The organism is bacterium, assembly GCA_030018315.1.
Classification (GTDB): Bacteria; Hydrothermota; UBA3073; order JACQXS01; family JAGMCI01; genus JASEGA01.
Map to the genome: position 1 here is coordinate 1 of JASEGA010000031.1, position 17,141 is coordinate 17,141.

A 17,141-nucleotide genomic window follows, 5' to 3' on the forward strand; every position below is an offset into this window, starting at 1 on the left:
TTCTGTGGGATTTAGCAGAAATAGGAAGTGTAAACTTAATTATTCAACAAAGCAAGAAAAAAGAAAAAATTGACATAATTATTTTACGGTGTATATTATTGCTTAATGAAAATTGAAGAGATATTATACAAACTGAGAGACGGCAAAATAGGGATACAAGAAGCGATAGATAAACTAAAGTCATTTCCGTATCAAGACATCGGGTTTGCAAAGATTGATACGCACAGGAGTTTAAGAAGGGGTTTCCCAGAGGCTATATTCTGTGAGGGTAAGACTATGGGGCAAGTTATAAAGATAGTAAAGGAGATGTCAAAATTCCATCCTGTTATTCTTGCTCTCCGTGTGAAAGAGAAAGTGTATCAGGCTTTGAAAAAAGAGTCAATACATAAAAAAGTCAAATATTACAAAGAAGCAAGAGCAATTGTAATAGGAGATGAACCAAAACCTAAAACTAATAAAATGATATTAGTTGCGACTGCAGGGACAGCTGATATTCCGGTAGCAGAAGAGTCATTTATTACAGCAAAAATGATGGGTAATAAGGTTGATAAGTTATACGATGTAGGTGTAGCCGGGATTCACAGACTTTTTAACAACAAGGAAAAACTTTTCTCTGCCAATGTTCTCATTGTTGTAGCTGGTATGGAGGGCACACTACCGAGTATTGTTGCGGGTCTTGTCTCCAAGCCAGTTATAGCAGTGCCAACCAGTGTTGGCTATGGGACAAGTTTACATGGACTTGGAGCTTTGTTTACAATGCTAAACTCATGTTCACCAGGGATTGCAGTCGTTAATATTGACAATGGATTTGGAGCAGGTTATTTGGCTAGTGTAATTAACCAGATGAACCTAAAATGATTGCATATTTTGATTGCTTTTCTGGTATAAGTGGAGATATGATATTAGGCTCTTTGGTTGATGCAGGTTTTTCTCTTATAGAATTAAAGAAAGAACTCAAAAAATTACTTATTCCAGGGTATAGGATTGAGTCAAAAAGGGCGCCAAGAAATGGAATTTTGGGGACACAGGTAAAAATAATTGTATCGTCCAGTTACAAGGCTGAGAAAGTTCATCGCAAGTTAGAAGACATAATTTCTCTTATTAATAGGAGTGGATTAGGCAACGATATTAAGAGTAAAAGTAAAGAAATATTCAGTAGAATTGCAATTGTAGAAGCAAAAATCCATAATAAGCAAGTAGAGGACATCCATTTTCATGAGGTAGGGGCAGTGGACTCAATAATAGATGTTATTGGAGCATTGATTGGTATAAAGTACCTTGGCATTGAAAAGGTCTACTCTTCTCCACTGAATCTTGGTACAGGTTTTGTTAAATGCAGTCATGGTATACTTCCAGTACCAGCACCAGCGACTGCAGAGCTTATCAAGGGTATACCTATTTACTCTACTGGTATAAATAGTGAACTTGTCACTCCAACCGGAGCTGCTATTATTACCAGTTTAGCAGAAAAGTTTGGTGAAATGCCACTGATGAGAGTGGAGAAAGTTGGGTATGGGATAGGAGGTAAGGAACTTAGAATACCTAATATGTTGAGAGTTTTTATAGGCAATAAAATAGAGAAATTACAGGAAGATATGGTTAGTCTTATTGAGACCAACATAGATGATATGAATCCGCAGTTTTACGATTATGTGATAGAAGAGCTGTTCAATAATGGGGCAAAAGATGTATATATCACTCCAATCTATATGAAGAAGAATAGACCTAGTATAATACTATCTGTGATTTCGCCTATTGATAAAGTTAATGAACTCACTGCCATTATTTTTAAGCACACAACTACTATGGGAGTGAGAGTTACTGAAATGGTAAAAAGAGAAAAATTAGTAAGAAAGATCAAAAAGGTAGTTACTAAGTTTGGTAATATTAAAGTCAAAATCGGTATCTTTGGTAATAAAGTAGTTAAAATCCTACCAGAGTATGAAGATTGCAAAAGGATTGCTAAAACTGAAAAAATCTCAATCAACGATGTTTATAATGAAGCTTTAAGAGTAACTCAAAATAAACTATGGACCCGAGATATCAAGAAATAGAGACTAAACTTTTAAAATTAAAGAACTCAATCAAGAATATGGGTAAGCTTGTAGTAGCCTATTCTGGTGGAGTAGACAGTACTTTTCTTGTCAAGGTTGCAAAAGATGTGTTAAATGATAATCTGATAGCAGTGACTGCTAAATCAATGACATATCCTCTACGTGAATTTAAAGAAGCAAGAAAAGTTGCTAAATTACTGGGAGTGAGACATATTGCAATTGAGACAGATGAATTAAATCTACCCGAGTTTGTGAATAATACTATTGAGAGATGTTACTATTGTAAGAAGGAGCTTTTCACAAAATTAAAGGAGATATCTACAAGAGAAAAAATATTATGGGTTGCAGATGGTACAAATTTTGACGATATAAATGACTTCAGACCCGGTCTGCGTGTACTAAAAGAACTAAAAATTATGAGTCCATTGAAAGAAGCGGGATTAACAAAGGCAGAAATACGTATGCTTTCCAAAGAAATGAACCTTCCAACTTGGGCCAAACCATCATTTGCATGTCTTGCTTCAAGATTTCCTTACGGTGAAAAAATTACTCGAGAGAATCTACAAATTGTAGCCAGTGCAGAGGACTATTTAATTGGGTTAGGTATCAAACAAATTCGTGTAAGACACCACTGCAACTTAGCTCGTATTGAAGTTGGAAGTCCTGGTGATATTATTTTATTCGCTAAATCACAATTCCGTGAACAAGTTATAAAGAAGTTAAAGAGCCTCGGGTACACTTATGTGACGTTGGATTTAGAAGGCTATAGGACGGGTAGTATGAATGAAGCATTATGATGGGACTTTCAAATTATCTAAACCCAGAGCAGGTAAAAGCTGTCACCAAAACTGATGGCTATTTGCTTATTCTTGCAGGTGCTGGTAGTGGCAAGACTCGGGTACTTACTTATAAGGTAGCGTGGCTTATTGGCGAACTTAAAGTAAAGCCACAGGAAATATTAGCTGTTACATTTACTAATAAGGCAGCTGAAGAGATGCGTACAAGAGTTGAGAAACTTATAGGTGCAATTGCAAAGAGAGTATTGATTAGCACTTTTCATTCATTTTGTGCGAGAGTGCTTAGAAAGTATGGAGACTTACTTGGTTATTCACGCAACTTTATAATATATGATGCTGATGATTCTAAGAGGTTAATAAAACATATTCTTAAGGAGAATAGAATGAAACTCAAGCTGTCACCTCAATGTATTGCAGAAAAGATAAGCAAGGCTAAAAATAACTTCATCTTACCTGAAGACTATCCTACCGTTGATTTTCAATCTCCAAGTATAAAAGAAGTATATAGGCTTTATCAGACTGCTCTGAAGTCAAACAATGCTATGGATTTTGACGATTTACTTATAAACGTATACAAGGTTATCAAAAAAAGTAAAGAGGCTATAGAAAGATTTTCATTTAAGTATATACTTGTAGATGAGTATCAGGATACTAATAGAGTCCAATATGAATTACTTAAGTTACTATCGGCAAAGCATGGCAACCTCACTGTAGTAGGGGATGAGGACCAGTCAATTTATGGATTTAGGGGTGCCGATATTGGAAACATACTGCATTTTAATCGTGATTTTCCTGATGTCTCTATAATTAGACTTGAAAAAAGTTATCGTTCAACTCAAACAATTTTAAGAGCTGCGTCACAGGTAGTTAAGAATAATACTTTGAGGCTTGGAAAAGAGTTATGGACTATGAATACAACTGGGGAGAAGATTTCACTTTTTGTAGCACATGATGCAAATGAGGAAGCATATGAAATTGTCAATACAATCAAAAGATACAACAGACCGCTTAGTGATTTTGTAGTCCTATATCGCACAAATGCTCAATCAAGGGCTATTGAAGAGGCATTTCGGCGTTCCAATATTCCATATACGATCGTTGGTAGTATAAGGTTTTATGAGCGTAAAGAGATAAAGGATGTATTAGCTTACCTAAGGCTAATTGTAAATCCAAATGACTTGGTATCGTTTGAAAGAATAATTAATGTACCTCCCAGAGGAATAGGACCTAAGACTTTTGAAGTTTTGACTCAATTTGCTGAGCATAAGGTAATGCCTGTGTATTCCGCATTAAGAGAGGTAGACAGTATTGAAGGGATAGCATCTTCAAAAAAGGTTGTACTCCATAAATTCTATAATCTAATTGAGAAATATAAACGAAAATCTAATAAACCAGCAAATCTCATTAAAGATATTCTATATGATACAGGTTACTTAGATATGCTTAAACAGGAGGGTACATTTGAGGTTGAATCAAAGCTTGAAAACATAGACGAACTAATATCTGGATCTTCAAAATATGAGACACTCACCGATTTTCTTGAAACTGTGAGCTTATTTACAGACATAGATGAGTGGGACCATACTCAACCTATGGTAACTTTAATGACGGTTCATAATGCAAAGGGGCTTGAATTTCCAATTGTATTCATTACAGGGCTTGAGGAATGCTTATTTCCACATTCGTCATCTTTTTATGATGAAGTAGAACTTGAAGAGGAGCGTAGGCTATTTTATGTTGGGCTTACCAGAGCAAAAGAGAAAGTCCACTTATCCTATGCTCAAAATAGGAGATTTGGTCTATCTTTTCCATCAAGGTTTATAAAGGAAATACCAATTGAGTTGATAGAAACAAGTTGGGTTCTATTGCCTGTGAAAGAAAGATTACAAACAGTAAGAGGATATAGAAGCTATGGCTATTGATTTGAAAACGGTCGCTCATATAGCGGAGTTATCTGAACTTGAACTTAATAATAAAGAGCTTATGAAATTTAAAGGAGAGCTTAGTAAAATTATAGGTTACATAAATAAATTAAGGAAGCTAAGACCAAGTAAACTTGAGGAGCCGAAATTAACCCCACTCCGTCTGAGAGAGGATAAGCCAGAAAAGACCCTCCCAAAAGAAGTTGTCTTATCAAATGCTCCTAAAAAAGAGCGTGATTATTTTGTAGTACCAAAAGTTATCAAAAAATAGAAAGTGAAAGATTTATTAAATCAAAGTATCTCATTTATTCATCAGAGGCTAAAAAATAGGGAAATCTCCTGTCTTGAGCTCGTAGAATCCATATTTGATAGGATACATAAGAGTACATTAAATTCATATATTACCCTATTTGAGACCTCATCTAAAAAAAGAGCAAATGAGCTTGATAAAAAAGGTGAATTCAATGAGTATTTAACAGGTATTCCAATTGCAATTAAGGACAATATATGCATTAAAGGATACCCAACAACCTGTGGTTCTCATATACTCAAAGACTTTATCCCTCCTTATAACGCTACAGTTGTAGAGAAATTAGATAAATTAGGCGCTATATTTATAGGTAAGACAAATCTTGACGAGTTTGCAATGGGGTCTTCAACTGAGAACTCTGCCTTTGGACCCACACTTAATCCTAACAATCCAAAGTATGTTCCAGGTGGTTCATCTGGTGGCTCTGCAGCAAGTGTTGCTGCTTGTGAATCAATTTGTGCACTCGGCTCTGATACTGGTGGCTCAATTCGACAGCCTGCATCATTTTGTGGTGTTGTAGGGTTGAAGCCAACTTATGGGCTTGTATCAAGGTATGGACTTGTAGCTTTTGCCTCCTCTTTAGACCAAATAGGCCCAATTACACACTGTGTAGAAGATTCAGCAATTTTACTTGATGCTATTGCAGGCTATGATGAAAAAGATTCTACTTCCTCGTATACAGAGCTACCATATTATTTTAATCACCTTAACCCAGATGTAAAGAGCATAAAATTTGGACTTCCAGATGAATATTTTAATGAAGGAATAGACTCAGGGGTTAAACAAATGGTGTTAGCTAGTGCCAATATTTTAGAGGGATTAGGTGCTCATTTATATAATGTTTCGTTACCATATACTCAGTATGCTATTCCGACGTACTACTTAATTGCAACAGCTGAGGCATCAGCTAACCTTGCAAGATATGATGGGGTTAGATATGGGTATAGGAATGCAAAATGCAAAATGCAAAATGCAAAATTAAAAGACTTATATAAAGGTACAAGAAGCGAAGGGTTTGGTGACGAAGTAAAGCGTAGGATAATGCTTGGCACTTTTGGACTACAATCTGGATATTATGACGAATATTATCTAAAGGCAAGAAAAGTAAGGTGGCTTATAGCACAAGATTTTGATAATATATTTAAGAAAGTGGATATATTGCTTACTCCTACATCTCCAACACCGCCTTTTAAGCTCGGCGAACGCATCCGTGACCCACTTCAAATGTGTCTATCAGATATACTAACAGTCTCTGTAAACCTTGCAGGGTTGCCAGCAATCTCTATTCCGTGTGGTAGGCTCTCTGGGCTCCCAATTGGGCTGCAGCTAATTGGGAAGCGGTTTGATGAGCAAACTATCCTAAATGTAGCTTATGCATATGAACTTGCAAATAAATGAATACTGCAATTTAATGAATTTTATCTCCTTAATTCTTGACATATTTAGCACTTAATATTATATTTAGAGTATGGAAAGGTGGTTTACTCCACAGGAGAGAGGTGTTATTTTATTTCTTGTAGCTATTCTTGTATTTGGAAGTGCTATTTATGTATATAAGCTAAAAAATCCATACTTTGCACCAGAATATAAAATATCTATATCCAAAGAAGATAAAGCTGAACTCCATAAACTAATCAATGAGACTGAAGTGGCTATAAAATCTACAAAGAGTATGGAGTCACCAAGAGCCAAAGTGTATTCACAAGAAGATAGCGACCGTCCTCTTCTAAATATTAATACCGCATCAAAAGAAGAACTTATAGAGCTTCCCGGAATAGGCGAGTTATATGCACAAAGAATTATAGAATATAGAGAAAAACATGGTGGCTTTAAAAAGGTTGAAGAGTTAATAAATGTGAAAGGAATTGGTAAGAAAAAATTTGAGGAACTGAAAGATAAATTAACAGTAAAATGAAAATCATCTGTCGTTGCGAGGATATATCTGAAGAAGAGATTTTGGAGCTCATTCGCGAAGGCTTTACAACAATCGATGAAATAAAGAGATTCTCAAGGGCCGGTATGGGTCATTGTCAGGGCAGGACTTGTCAGAGATTAATTGCACAATTGATTTCAAAAGAGACAGGTAAAAAAGTAAGTGAAATTAGTTACTCAAGACCGAGGTCCCCAATAAAGCCCGTTCCACTTAAGGTGTTAGCGAATGTACAGGAACTACAAATAAAGTGAAATCAGCAAATTATATCAATCAGCTTGTTAAAAAGGCATTAGAAGTGAGAGAAAATGCATATGCTCCATATTCCAAGACTAAAGTGGGTGCAGCAATACTTACAAAGGGTGGTAAAATATTTACAGGTTGTAATGTTGAGAATGCAAGTCTTGGTCTCAGTTTATGTGCTGAGCGTGTAACTTTGTTTAAAGCTATGTCAGAGGGTGAATATGAGTTTGTCGCTATTGCAATAGTGGCAGATGATTTCTTTCCACCCTGTGGTGCATGCAGACAAGTATTACATGAATTTGCAAAAGATATTGAAGTTATACTTGTGAATGAGAAAAAGGAAATCAGAGATTACAAGCTAAGTACGTTGTTTCCACACCCATTTAAATAATGCAATTTTTTAAAAGCATACTGCTCTAATCTCTGTCATCTCTTCTATTGTAAACTTAGGGCCCTCTCTTCCAATACCGGATGCCTTCACCCCGCCATAAGGCATAGGGTCTGCTCTGAAAGTGGGTACATCGTTGATTATTACTCCACCAACCTCAAATCTTTTAGCTGCCTCAATTGCTTTATCTAAATCTCTTGTAAATATTCCAGCTTGCAGTCCATACTTTGTCTTGTTAACAAGTTCCACAGCTTCCTCAAAATTCTCAAATTTATTTATTAAAACAACAGGTGCAAATGCCTCTTCTTTGTAAATTTTAGCACCAGGATAAACATCTATAAGGACAGTTGGTTCAAATAAAGTGCCATACCTTTTACTACCACATAACACCTTTGCACCCATTGATTTAGCCTCCAATATCCATTCCATTACATTTTTAGCTGCCGTTTCAGTTATCATTGGTCCAACATCTGTTGACTCATCAAGTTGATTACCGAGCTTTAATGCTTTCACTTTAGGGATAAGTAATTCAATGAATTCATCCCATATTTTACCTTCAACAAACACTCGTTGTACTGATATACAGACCTGGCCAGCGACTGCAAATGCCCCTTTTACTATTTTATTAACAGCCAATTCAATATCACCATCTGCACATACACAGCAAGCAGAGTTAGAACCAAGCTCTAAGGTTAATTTCTTAAGCCCCGCAAGCTTGGCTATCCGCTCACCGATTTCTAAACTTCCTGTAAATGTTATCATTCTTATTTTAGGGTGTTTAACAATTAAATCACCAATTTGTTCACCGGTCCCTGTAATAACACTAATAGCCTCACAGGGAAGCCCAGCTTCAAGCATAACTTCTCCAAGTATAAGTGCAGTGAGCGGTGTCAATGACGATGGCTTTAATATTGTAGCATTTGCAGCTGCTATTGAAGGTCCTACTTTATGCGCTACAAGGTTAAGAGGAAAATTAAATGGTGTTATTGCAGCCACTATACCAACCGGCACCCTTATATAAAAACCAAGTTTACTTTTCCCGTAGGGGACAGAATCGTAAGGAATTGTTTCGCCATAAATTCGCTTCGCTTCTTCAGCAGATAGTGTAAAAGTTTGGACTGCCCTATCCACCTCCCACCTTGCCTCATTGATTGTCTTACCGCACTCGCTTGCGATAGTTTTTGCAAATTTTTCCTTATCCTCTTTAATAATTAATGCAATTTTAAATAGAATCTCTGCTCTTTCATAACTTGATAGTTTACCAATTTCTTTTAATCCTGTTTCAGCATACTCAACTGCTTTTTCAACATCATCAAGAGTAGCAACTGGGACAGTATCTATTAGTTCGTTATTAAATGGATTTTTAACCTCTATTTTCTGAGACTTATCTACCCATTTACCACCTAAAAGTTGTTTCATCTCATTGATGTAAACTGAATTCCGGTCTAATTAAGGTGTAAAGTCAATTTTCCCGTCCAACTGTAATATGAAGCCAGCTATGAGTTTAGCTACATTTTCAATGTCATCTAATGATACAAGTTCAACTGGTGTATGCATATATCTATTTGGTATTGAAACAAGTCCAGTAGCTACACCACTCCGTGTAAGTTGTATCACATTTGCATCAGTCCCTGTCCTACCGGGTGCTGCTTCAAGCTGGTATGGTATTTTATCTTTCTCTGCTACCTTAATAAGTAAGTCAAACACTTTCGGATTTATATTTGGACCCCTTGATATAACAGGTCCTTTTCCAATTCTTATATCACCATATTTTGAGCTCCCTGTCTCTATTGCTGGATAATCTGTCGCAAATGTCACATCTATAGCAATACCGACATCAGGTGCTATCCGGAATGCTGATGTTGTAGCACCCCTCAGTCCAATCTCTTCTTGTACTGTAGCTACTCCAAACACGTTTGCTTTAAGCTTTTTCTTTGAAATAATTCTAAGGACTTCAGACACCACAAATGCACCCCCCTTATCATCAAATCCTCTATCAACAACTTTATCTTTATTTAAGACCTCAAATCCAACTGCTGGCACTGCTGGATCACCAATTTTAACAATTTTCTCAGTTTCCTTTTTATCTTTCATTCCTATATCTATAAAAAGGTCCTCAAGTTTAGCCACCTTTTTTCTTTCTTCCTCTTCTAAATGATGAATTGGCTTTCTCCCTATTATACCAAGAATCTTACCCTTTTTAGTTTTAATCCAAACTCTCTCCCCTGGTACCAAATGTAAGTCAATTCCTCCAATTGGTGAGAAGTATATAAACCCATCTTTATTAACATACTTTACCATATATCCAATCTCATCCATATGACCGGCGAGCATAACTTTTGGCTTACCTTCCTTATTTATCACTCCTATAGCATTTCCATGAACATCAGTAAATACATCATCAACAAACTTACTCGTCCTTGTCTTCCATATCTCTCTAGCCTCATCTTCAAATCCAGATGGGCTTATTGAGTCCATAAACTCTCTTAAAAAATCCAAACTCTCTCTCTCCATTTTACCCCCCTTTATTAACAGTGTTTACCACATAGTAAGTATTTTTCTTTCCACTTCCTTTACGGCAGATCAGTTTTTTATTAACAAGTCCTCGCAAGTGATTCCTCGCCGTTCTTTGTGATATTTTAAACTCAAGGCTACAAATTTTGCTTGTTATAGTTTCGTGTGTCTTAAGGTATTCAAATATTTGTTTCTCTCGCTCATGTATTCTTTGCATAGATTTTGGTATAAACTGGACTGCTTGTCCAATTTCCCTTATCTTATCCGGCAGGCTATCTACACTAATTACAGGACTTTCTTCCAAAACTATCTCTCTTTCTATCACATTTTCGAGTTCTCTCACATTTCCAGGCCAGTCATATTTAAGAAGCAGCTGCATAGCTTCGGCTGAAAATCTTTTTCTTTGGATTCCATATTTTGAACAATATTTTTTAAAGAAATATTGAATAAGTAGTGGTATATCTTCTCTTCTCTCTCTGAGTGGTGGCATTCGTATTGATATAACATTTACCCTGTAATAAAGGTCATCTCTAAATTCTCCATTTTTCACTTTTTGGTCAAGGTCTTGATTTGTAGCTGTAATTAGTCTCACATCCACTGGTATAGTAGATGTAGAGCCAACAGGTGTAACTTCTTTTTGCTCCAGCACTCTAAGGAGTCCAACTTGAATTTTGGGTGATGCAGCTGAAATCTCGTCCAAAAATAGTGTCCCTTTGTTAGCTGCTTTGAACAACCCATCTTTATCCTTAAATGCGCCAGTAAACGAGCCCTTCACATAGCCAAACAATTCGCTCTCCAACAGTGTTTCTGGTAGTGCTCCACAATTTACTGCAACAAAAGGTCCTTCCCTCCTCAATGACAGTCTATGAATTTCACGTGCTATAAGTTCTTTTCCTGTGCCCGACTCTCCTTGGATAAGTATAGTTGAGTCAGTTCCCGCCACCTTATTTACCATATTAATAATATTTTGAAATACCCTACTCGTCCCTACCAACTCCTCTTTAACTCTTGCATGTTCAAGCTCTTTTCGTAGTCTTATGTTTTCTTCTCTCAGTTTTTGTGTCTCAATTACCCGTTTAATGACGAGTTTTATTTCTTCAATTTTAAATGGCTTAGTGATATAATCAAAAGCCCCTCTTCTCATAGCTTCAATAGCTGACTCCATAGATGCATATGCTGTAATCAGGATCAGAATAGCTGTAGGGTCACGTTCTTTTATCCGAGATAGTAATGAAAGTCCATCTATTTCAGGCATTCTCAGGTCAATCAATGCAATTTCGGGTCTCCACTCATCCACAATTTTTAATGCCTCGTTTGGGTCCTGTGTTGTTTTCACTTCGTGTCCTTCTTTATTAAACAGTATGGATAGGAAATCGCAAACTCCCTTTTCGTCATCCACAACAAGAACTCGTGGCATAGAGATAAATACTAAATTATGTATGGCAGGTGGATTGCAAACACAGTCCCTTCTCCCACCTCACTTCTAACTTCTATTTTACCTCTGTGTGCTTCAATAATTTTTGATACTATTGATAGTCCAAGTCCTGTTCCCCCCTTTTTTGTAGTATAAAATGGTGTAAATATGTGGGGTAAGTTAGAGTCCTGTATTCCTGGTCCTGTATCTTTAAAGGTGATGACAGCCTCACTTTTTGTAGCAATCCTTTCCTCTTTTAAAAGCGAATACTTATTTCCTGGGTGAGTCACTTCAATTTGTAGCTTTCCCTCTCCATCCATTGCCTGTAATGCATTTATTATAAGATTCAGAAATGCAATTTTCATCTGTTCTTTATCTAACTTAAGCCACAAAGGCAATTTTTGTGTAATCTTCACAGTTACTCCATTAGATTCTTCGCTTCGCTCAGAATGACCTTTACAACCTTTTGCAAGTTTAACTGCATCGTTAATCAATTCACCAACTTCTACTGATTTAGGATTAAGTGGCGTAGGTTTTGCAAATGACAGGAAATTTGTTACTATATTATTAAGGTGTTGTGCCTCCTTTAATACCACATCAAATAGCCTTGTTTTTTCCTCATCATTTATACCTTCCTTAATAAGCTCACATGAGCCCTGTATAGCAGCTATTGGGTTACGTATTTCGTGTGCCAAGTCACTTGAAAATTTTCCAATAGCCGCCAATCTCTCTGTTATTTCAACCTCAGTAAGGTCTTGTAATACGAGTATTACTCCCCTTTTATCTTGTAGCCATGATATATTAATCCCAATAATCTTTGCTCCTATTGTAATCTTTTGAAACCTTTCTTGTAACTTCTCATTTAATAGTCGAGTAATCCACTGTCCAAATTCCGGCATCTTTTCTACAATTTCGTGCAGTCCATCTTTTACTTGGCAGTCTAATATTTTTTCTGCAATTTCATTTTTATAAAGTACATTGTAATGAGTGTCAACTACAATAAGGCCTGAGTTCATACCTTGAAGTATGGTATTAGTATCGAGTCTGATTTGCTCAAGTACTTCACCTCTTCGTTTAAATCTTTCAGCGATGTATCCCGAAGTAGCAGCAACTAAATAAAAGAATGTAGCCTGCAAATATAGTTTAAGATATAGAGCATTGGGGTCCGGCTTTGTAAATAATGGAAATATGGGGTTGATAATTTTATAGAATTCAAGCATCAAAATACCTCCATAAATTGGTATACAAAATGTAGCAATCCACATTCCTCCTTTCAAAAAGAAGAATATACTAGCTGCTACTATTGGAAAGAAATACAGAAAAGTAAGCTCGCTCTCAATCCCACCAGTATAATGGACAACTCCAGTGATTATAAGAACATCCAATACTACATTACTCCACAAAACAAATCGTATAAACTTCTCTTTTTTAAAACAAATCCAATACCCAGTAGTCAACAAGTATGTAATTCCAATAAGTGTACATAATGGAGCAATAGATATATGTTGTTTATGTAAGAAAAATATTCCAATTCCAACTATAACTGTAACAGCTGTAATCCTGAATATAGATATCCATTTAAACGGGTTTATCCATGCACCTTTCTCGAAAGGTGTGGGATTTATTATTTCGCTTTTCACCGCACCACAGATGCAATCTGGAACATAGGGAGGTACATAGATATAAGCAGTGTTCCAATCACTCCACCAAGGAATACTATGGTAATGGGTTCTATTAGTGATGTAAGTCCTGTAACTGCAGAATCTACTTCTTCATCATAGAAATCAGCTACTTTTTCTAACATTTCACCGAGGCTTCCACTTTCTTCCCCTACCCTAACAAGGTCGGTAACAAGCGGTGGGAACACTCTACTTTCCTTAAGTGGTTCAAAGATACTTTTGCCACCTGATATACTCTCTCTTGCTTTAAGGACAGCATTTTCTATAACCTTATTACCTGAAGTATTAGCTGTAATTTCAAGTCCTGCAAGCACAGGTACACCTGAAGTTGTAAGTGTGGATAAGGTTCTTGAAAACCTTGATATAGCAGTTTTACTCACAAGTGGTCCAAATAATGGTAAGCCGAGTTTAAGTGCATCAAATTTAAGCCTACCAGCTTCAGACCGTGCATATCTAAGGAGGGCAAAAATTATTGCACCAAACCCTATGATTAGCAAAAATATATAATGTCTGATGAAATAAGAGAGTCCTAATACAATTCGAGTAAGAAAAGGTAATTCTGCTCCAAATCCAGCAAATAATTGAGCGTAAGTAGGGATTATAAAAGTGACCATAAAAAACGCTGCCCCTATTGCAACCGTAAATATAACAACTGGATAAGCAAGCGCACTCCTTATCTTACCTTTAAGTGCCTGTGCTTTTTCAAGGTACTCTGCCACTCTTGTAAGTGTCTGATCCAGTACCCCACCAGCCTCTCCCGCTTTTACCATTGAGACATAAAGTGAATCAAAAACTTGCTTATGCCTTGCAAGTGCATCTGTTAAATTGCTTCCAGTTTCAACATCTCTTGTAATTCTGAGAATAATATCACGGAATGCTTTATTTTGCATTTGTTCGCTAAGAATCTCAAGCGATCTAACTATGGGGACACCTGCTTTCACCATAACTGCAAACTGGCGTGTAAAAAGCATGAGGTCTTTTGAAGATGCACCTCTCCGAAGTGTTAACCTAATGCCCTTGCCTTTCTCAGCCATTATTCTCCCTTTTCTTTCATTCGTTTAAGTTCTTCTGGTTCAGGGGATGCAAGTAAAGCATTTGACCATGATAAGACACCCTTCCTCACAAGTGAGATAAGCGACATATTCATTGTTTGCATTCCATATTTTTGCGATGTCTGGATTACTCCATAGAGTTCATGCACCCGATTATCTCTTATAAGCGCCCTTATTGCAGGAGTAACTACCATAATTTCTAATGCAAGTACTAACCCCCTTCCTGATGCTCTTGGTAATAATCGCTGTACAATTACTCCTTCAAGTGTAAGTGAAAGTTGTGTTCTTACCTGCCGCTGCTGATGCGGTGGGAATACATCTATTATCCTATTAACTGATTCTGTAGCTGAATCAGTATGAAGTGTAGATAGGACTAGATGCCCAGTCTCAGCAGCAGTGAGTGCAGACCCAATAGTCTCGAGGTCTCTCATTTCTCCCACAAGTATAACATCTGGGTCTTGTCTCAGCACATACTTAAGGGCACGTGCAAACGAGTGTGTATCTTGGCCTACTTCTCTTTGCTGTACTATTGCCCTTTTATGATTATGCACATATTCAATTGGGTCTTCTATTGTAATGATATGGCAGGCACGTTCAGTATTTATTTTATCAACCATTGCAGCAAGAGTAGTCGACTTTCCAGACCCAGTAGGACCGGTCACAAGGATTAACCCCCTCATTTTCTGCAACATTGAATCAATACTTGACGGTAGACCAAGTTCCCTGAGTGTAGGAATTTCAATTGGTATGCGTCTAAGTGCACATGTTACACTACCACGCTCAAAAAAAGTATTCCCTCTAAATCTTGATATTTTCTCCAGAGAAAATGCAAAATCAACTTCATAGTCTTTTTCTAATTTTTTCTTCTGTTCTGTAGTTAAAAGTGAATAAGTGAGCTCCTTACAGGTTTCTGGGCTAAGAACTTCATATCCTGAAGAGACTAAGCACTGGTTAATCCTAAACTCAGGTGGCAATCCAGGTGTTAAGTGAAGGTCAGTGGCATCTCTTTCAACAGTTTCTTTAAGTAAATCATGTATGGATATCATATAGTAGCGGTGACCCTTATCACTTCTTCAAGTGTAGTTATCCCCCTTTTAAATTTTAACAGAGCAGCTTCCCTTAAAGTAAGCATCCCCTCTTCAATTGCGACTTTTGTTATCTCGCTTACCGGTCTTCTTGCAAGTGCAAGCTCCTTAATTTTAGGAGTAACAGACATAACTTCAAATACTCCCTCCCTCCCTCTGTATCCAACATTGCATTCAGAGCACCCTTTTCCATGATATGGAGTTATATTCTTCATTTCATCAGGACTTAATCCTACTTCCTTAAGAGCCTCTACAGGGACTGTAGTTGGCTCTTTACATCGTTGACATATTCTACGAATAAGACGCTGTGCCACAACAAGAGTTAATGACGAACTAACCAAAAATGGTTCGACCTCCATATCTATAAGTCTTGATATAGCGGATGGCGCATCATTTGTATGCAAAGTAGATAATACAAGGTGTCCTGTAAGTGCAGCCCTTATAGCGATTGATGCAGTTTCTTTATCTCGAATTTCTCCCACCATTATGATGTCAGGGTCTTGTCTTAAGAAAGAACGTAAAGCAGATGAGAAAGTAAGTCCTATCCTTTCTCTAACTTGAACTTGGTTTATACCAACAAAGTTATACTCTACAGGGTCCTCAACAGTCAATATATTGGTGTCTGGTGTATTAATTCTTGAAAGTGCAGAATAAAGTGTTGTGGTCTTACCTGATCCAGTAGGCCCAGTTACTAGTATAAGTCCATAAGGACACTGTATTGCACGTAGGAATTGGTCTAACTCTTTTGGCTCAAATCCTAACTTTTCAAGGTCAACACAAAGAGCACTCTTATCAAGAACCCTAAGGACTACTTTTTCACCATAAATAGTTGGCATTGTAGAGACTCTAAAATCAACTTCACGCTCCTCAAACTTCCTCTTTATCCTGCCATCTTGAGGAATTCTACGCTCAGCAAGGTCAAGGTTTGCCATAACCTTGACTCTCGAAATAATGGCATCTTTCAATCCAAATGGAGGAACAGGTTCCTCAAAAAGGACTCCATCTACTCTTGTTCTCACTCTTACCATTCTTTCGTAAGGCTCAATATGTATATCACTTGCCCTTTTTCTTATAGCCCCGCCAATTAGTGAGTCAACATACCTAACTACAGGAGCTGCCTCTACTGCTGCCTGCAGACTGGCTACATCAGCCTCCTCTTCTTCATGCTCCTCAATTACTTCTAATTCTTCTTCTTTCATATCCTTCATTATTTCTGTTATATCCTCACCCTTATAATACCGATTTATTGCAGCCTGTATTTGAGTTCTACTTGCTATGTTAGGCTCAACTTCACACCCGGTGATAAATTTAATATCGTCTATTAATGCAATGTCAGTGGGGTCAGCCATCGCAACCTGTAAATTCTTACCCACCTTTTTTATAGGGATGCACATTGCCTTACGAGCAAACTCGTAAGTGATTAGTTTAATAACTCTATCAGCAATTTCAAGATTTGATATGTCTACATATGGGATATTTATGTGCTTACCTAAGAATTTAGTAAGGTCTTCTTCAGATAAAATACCTTGCTTTACAATAGCTTCCTCAATGCTTTCACCTGCCGTCTGGCTATACCTATTTATTTTATCTGCTACTTCTTCTTTAATGAGACCCGCAGTTATAAGCCATTCGATAATCTTTTTACTATCCATACTTAAATATATTTTAATTCCTAATTATCATTTGTCAAGTAAAAAGTGCTTTGTTGAATAATTCGCTTTACAAAACTTGCAACACCTTGATTGACACCGAT

At 36.9% G+C, this 17,141-nt stretch carries 16 protein-coding genes; 9 read left to right on the plus strand and 7 right to left on the minus strand.

The genetic code is table 11. The features are described 5' to 3' along the window. The first annotated feature begins 105 nt into the window (after positions 1 to 105). The 9 genes from larB (at position 106) to cdd (ending at position 7,647) form a co-directional block, all read left to right on the plus strand. Positions 106 to 858: a nickel pincer cofactor biosynthesis protein LarB gene (gene larB / locus QMD71_08720; protein ID MDI6840910.1), complete on the plus strand. Its 753-nt coding sequence runs from the start codon at positions 106 to 108 to the stop codon at positions 856 to 858. Further along, positions 855 to 2,054, plus strand: coding sequence for a nickel pincer cofactor biosynthesis protein LarC (gene larC, locus QMD71_08725; GenBank protein ID MDI6840911.1), 1,200 nt, complete (start codon positions 855 to 857; stop codon positions 2,052 to 2,054). The genes larB and larC overlap by 4 nt, the downstream gene beginning before the upstream one ends. After that, complete coding sequence (larE, locus tag QMD71_08730; GenBank protein ID MDI6840912.1) at positions 2,030 to 2,851, plus strand: ATP-dependent sacrificial sulfur transferase LarE; 822 nt, start codon at positions 2,030 to 2,032, stop codon at positions 2,849 to 2,851. Before larC ends, larE begins: the two co-directional genes overlap by 25 nt. Beyond that, positions 2,848 to 4,773, plus strand: a complete 1,926-nt coding sequence (locus QMD71_08735; GenBank protein MDI6840913.1) for a UvrD-helicase domain-containing protein — start codon at positions 2,848 to 2,850, stop codon at positions 4,771 to 4,773. Before larE ends, QMD71_08735 begins: the two co-directional genes overlap by 4 nt. Continuing rightward, positions 4,763 to 5,044 carry an Asp-tRNA(Asn)/Glu-tRNA(Gln) amidotransferase subunit GatC gene (gene gatC, locus QMD71_08740; protein MDI6840914.1) on the plus strand — a complete coding sequence of 94 codons (282 nt, stop codon included), beginning with the start codon at positions 4,763 to 4,765 and terminating at the stop codon, positions 5,042 to 5,044. Before QMD71_08735 ends, gatC begins: the two co-directional genes overlap by 11 nt. A 3-nt stretch (positions 5,045 to 5,047) precedes the next feature. Then, positions 5,048 to 6,481, plus strand: a complete 1,434-nt coding sequence (gene gatA / locus QMD71_08745) for an Asp-tRNA(Asn)/Glu-tRNA(Gln) amidotransferase subunit GatA (protein ID MDI6840915.1) — start codon at positions 5,048 to 5,050, stop codon at positions 6,479 to 6,481. Positions 6,482 to 6,551: 70 nt separating this feature from the next. Continuing rightward, entirely contained in the window at positions 6,552 to 6,998 is a 447-nt protein-coding gene (locus tag QMD71_08750; GenBank protein MDI6840916.1) for a helix-hairpin-helix domain-containing protein, read from the plus strand. Beyond that, positions 6,995 to 7,267: a (2Fe-2S)-binding protein gene (locus QMD71_08755; GenBank protein ID MDI6840917.1), complete on the plus strand. Its 273-nt coding sequence runs from the start codon at positions 6,995 to 6,997 to the stop codon at positions 7,265 to 7,267. The genes QMD71_08750 and QMD71_08755 overlap by 4 nt, the downstream gene beginning before the upstream one ends. Continuing rightward, on the plus strand, positions 7,264 to 7,647 hold the full coding sequence (gene cdd / locus QMD71_08760; GenBank protein ID MDI6840918.1) for a cytidine deaminase: 384 nt from the start codon (positions 7,264 to 7,266) through the stop codon (positions 7,645 to 7,647). The genes QMD71_08755 and cdd overlap by 4 nt, the downstream gene beginning before the upstream one ends. A 9-nt stretch (positions 7,648 to 7,656) precedes the next feature. Here cdd and QMD71_08765 read toward each other — a convergent pair whose 3' ends face one another. The 7 genes from QMD71_08765 to pilB are packed head-to-tail and all read right to left on the minus strand — an operon-like array spanning position 7,657 to position 17,040. Further along, the gene (locus QMD71_08765) at positions 7,657 to 9,063 is read right to left on the minus strand and encodes an aldehyde dehydrogenase family protein (protein ID MDI6840919.1); all 1,407 of its coding nucleotides are present in this window, start codon (positions 9,061 to 9,063) and stop codon (positions 7,657 to 7,659) included. A gap of 30 nt (positions 9,064 to 9,093) precedes the next feature. Beyond that, the gene (locus tag QMD71_08770) at positions 9,094 to 10,158 is read right to left on the minus strand and encodes a M42 family metallopeptidase (GenBank protein ID MDI6840920.1); all 1,065 of its coding nucleotides are present in this window, start codon (positions 10,156 to 10,158) and stop codon (positions 9,094 to 9,096) included. A 1-nt stretch (position 10,159) separates the two neighbouring features. Further along, positions 10,160 to 11,575, minus strand: a complete 1,416-nt coding sequence (locus QMD71_08775) for a sigma 54-interacting transcriptional regulator (protein MDI6840921.1) — start codon at positions 11,573 to 11,575, stop codon at positions 10,160 to 10,162. 11 nt (positions 11,576 to 11,586) lie between these two features. Beyond that, on the minus strand, positions 11,587 to 13,212 hold the full coding sequence (locus QMD71_08780; GenBank protein MDI6840922.1) for an ATP-binding protein: 1,626 nt from the start codon (positions 13,210 to 13,212) through the stop codon (positions 11,587 to 11,589). Further along, positions 13,209 to 14,285: a type II secretion system F family protein gene (locus QMD71_08785; protein ID MDI6840923.1), complete on the minus strand. Its 1,077-nt coding sequence runs from the start codon at positions 14,283 to 14,285 to the stop codon at positions 13,209 to 13,211. The genes QMD71_08780 and QMD71_08785 overlap by 4 nt, the downstream gene beginning before the upstream one ends. After that, positions 14,285 to 15,349 (minus strand): type IV pilus twitching motility protein PilT, encoded by a 1,065-nt coding sequence (locus QMD71_08790; protein MDI6840924.1) that lies wholly within the window; start codon positions 15,347 to 15,349, stop codon positions 14,285 to 14,287. Before QMD71_08790 ends, QMD71_08785 begins: the two co-directional genes overlap by 1 nt. Continuing rightward, entirely contained in the window at positions 15,346 to 17,040 is a 1,695-nt protein-coding gene (pilB, locus tag QMD71_08795) for a type IV-A pilus assembly ATPase PilB (protein ID MDI6840925.1), read from the minus strand. Before pilB ends, QMD71_08790 begins: the two co-directional genes overlap by 4 nt. Between the last annotated feature and the right edge of the window lie 101 nt (positions 17,041 to 17,141).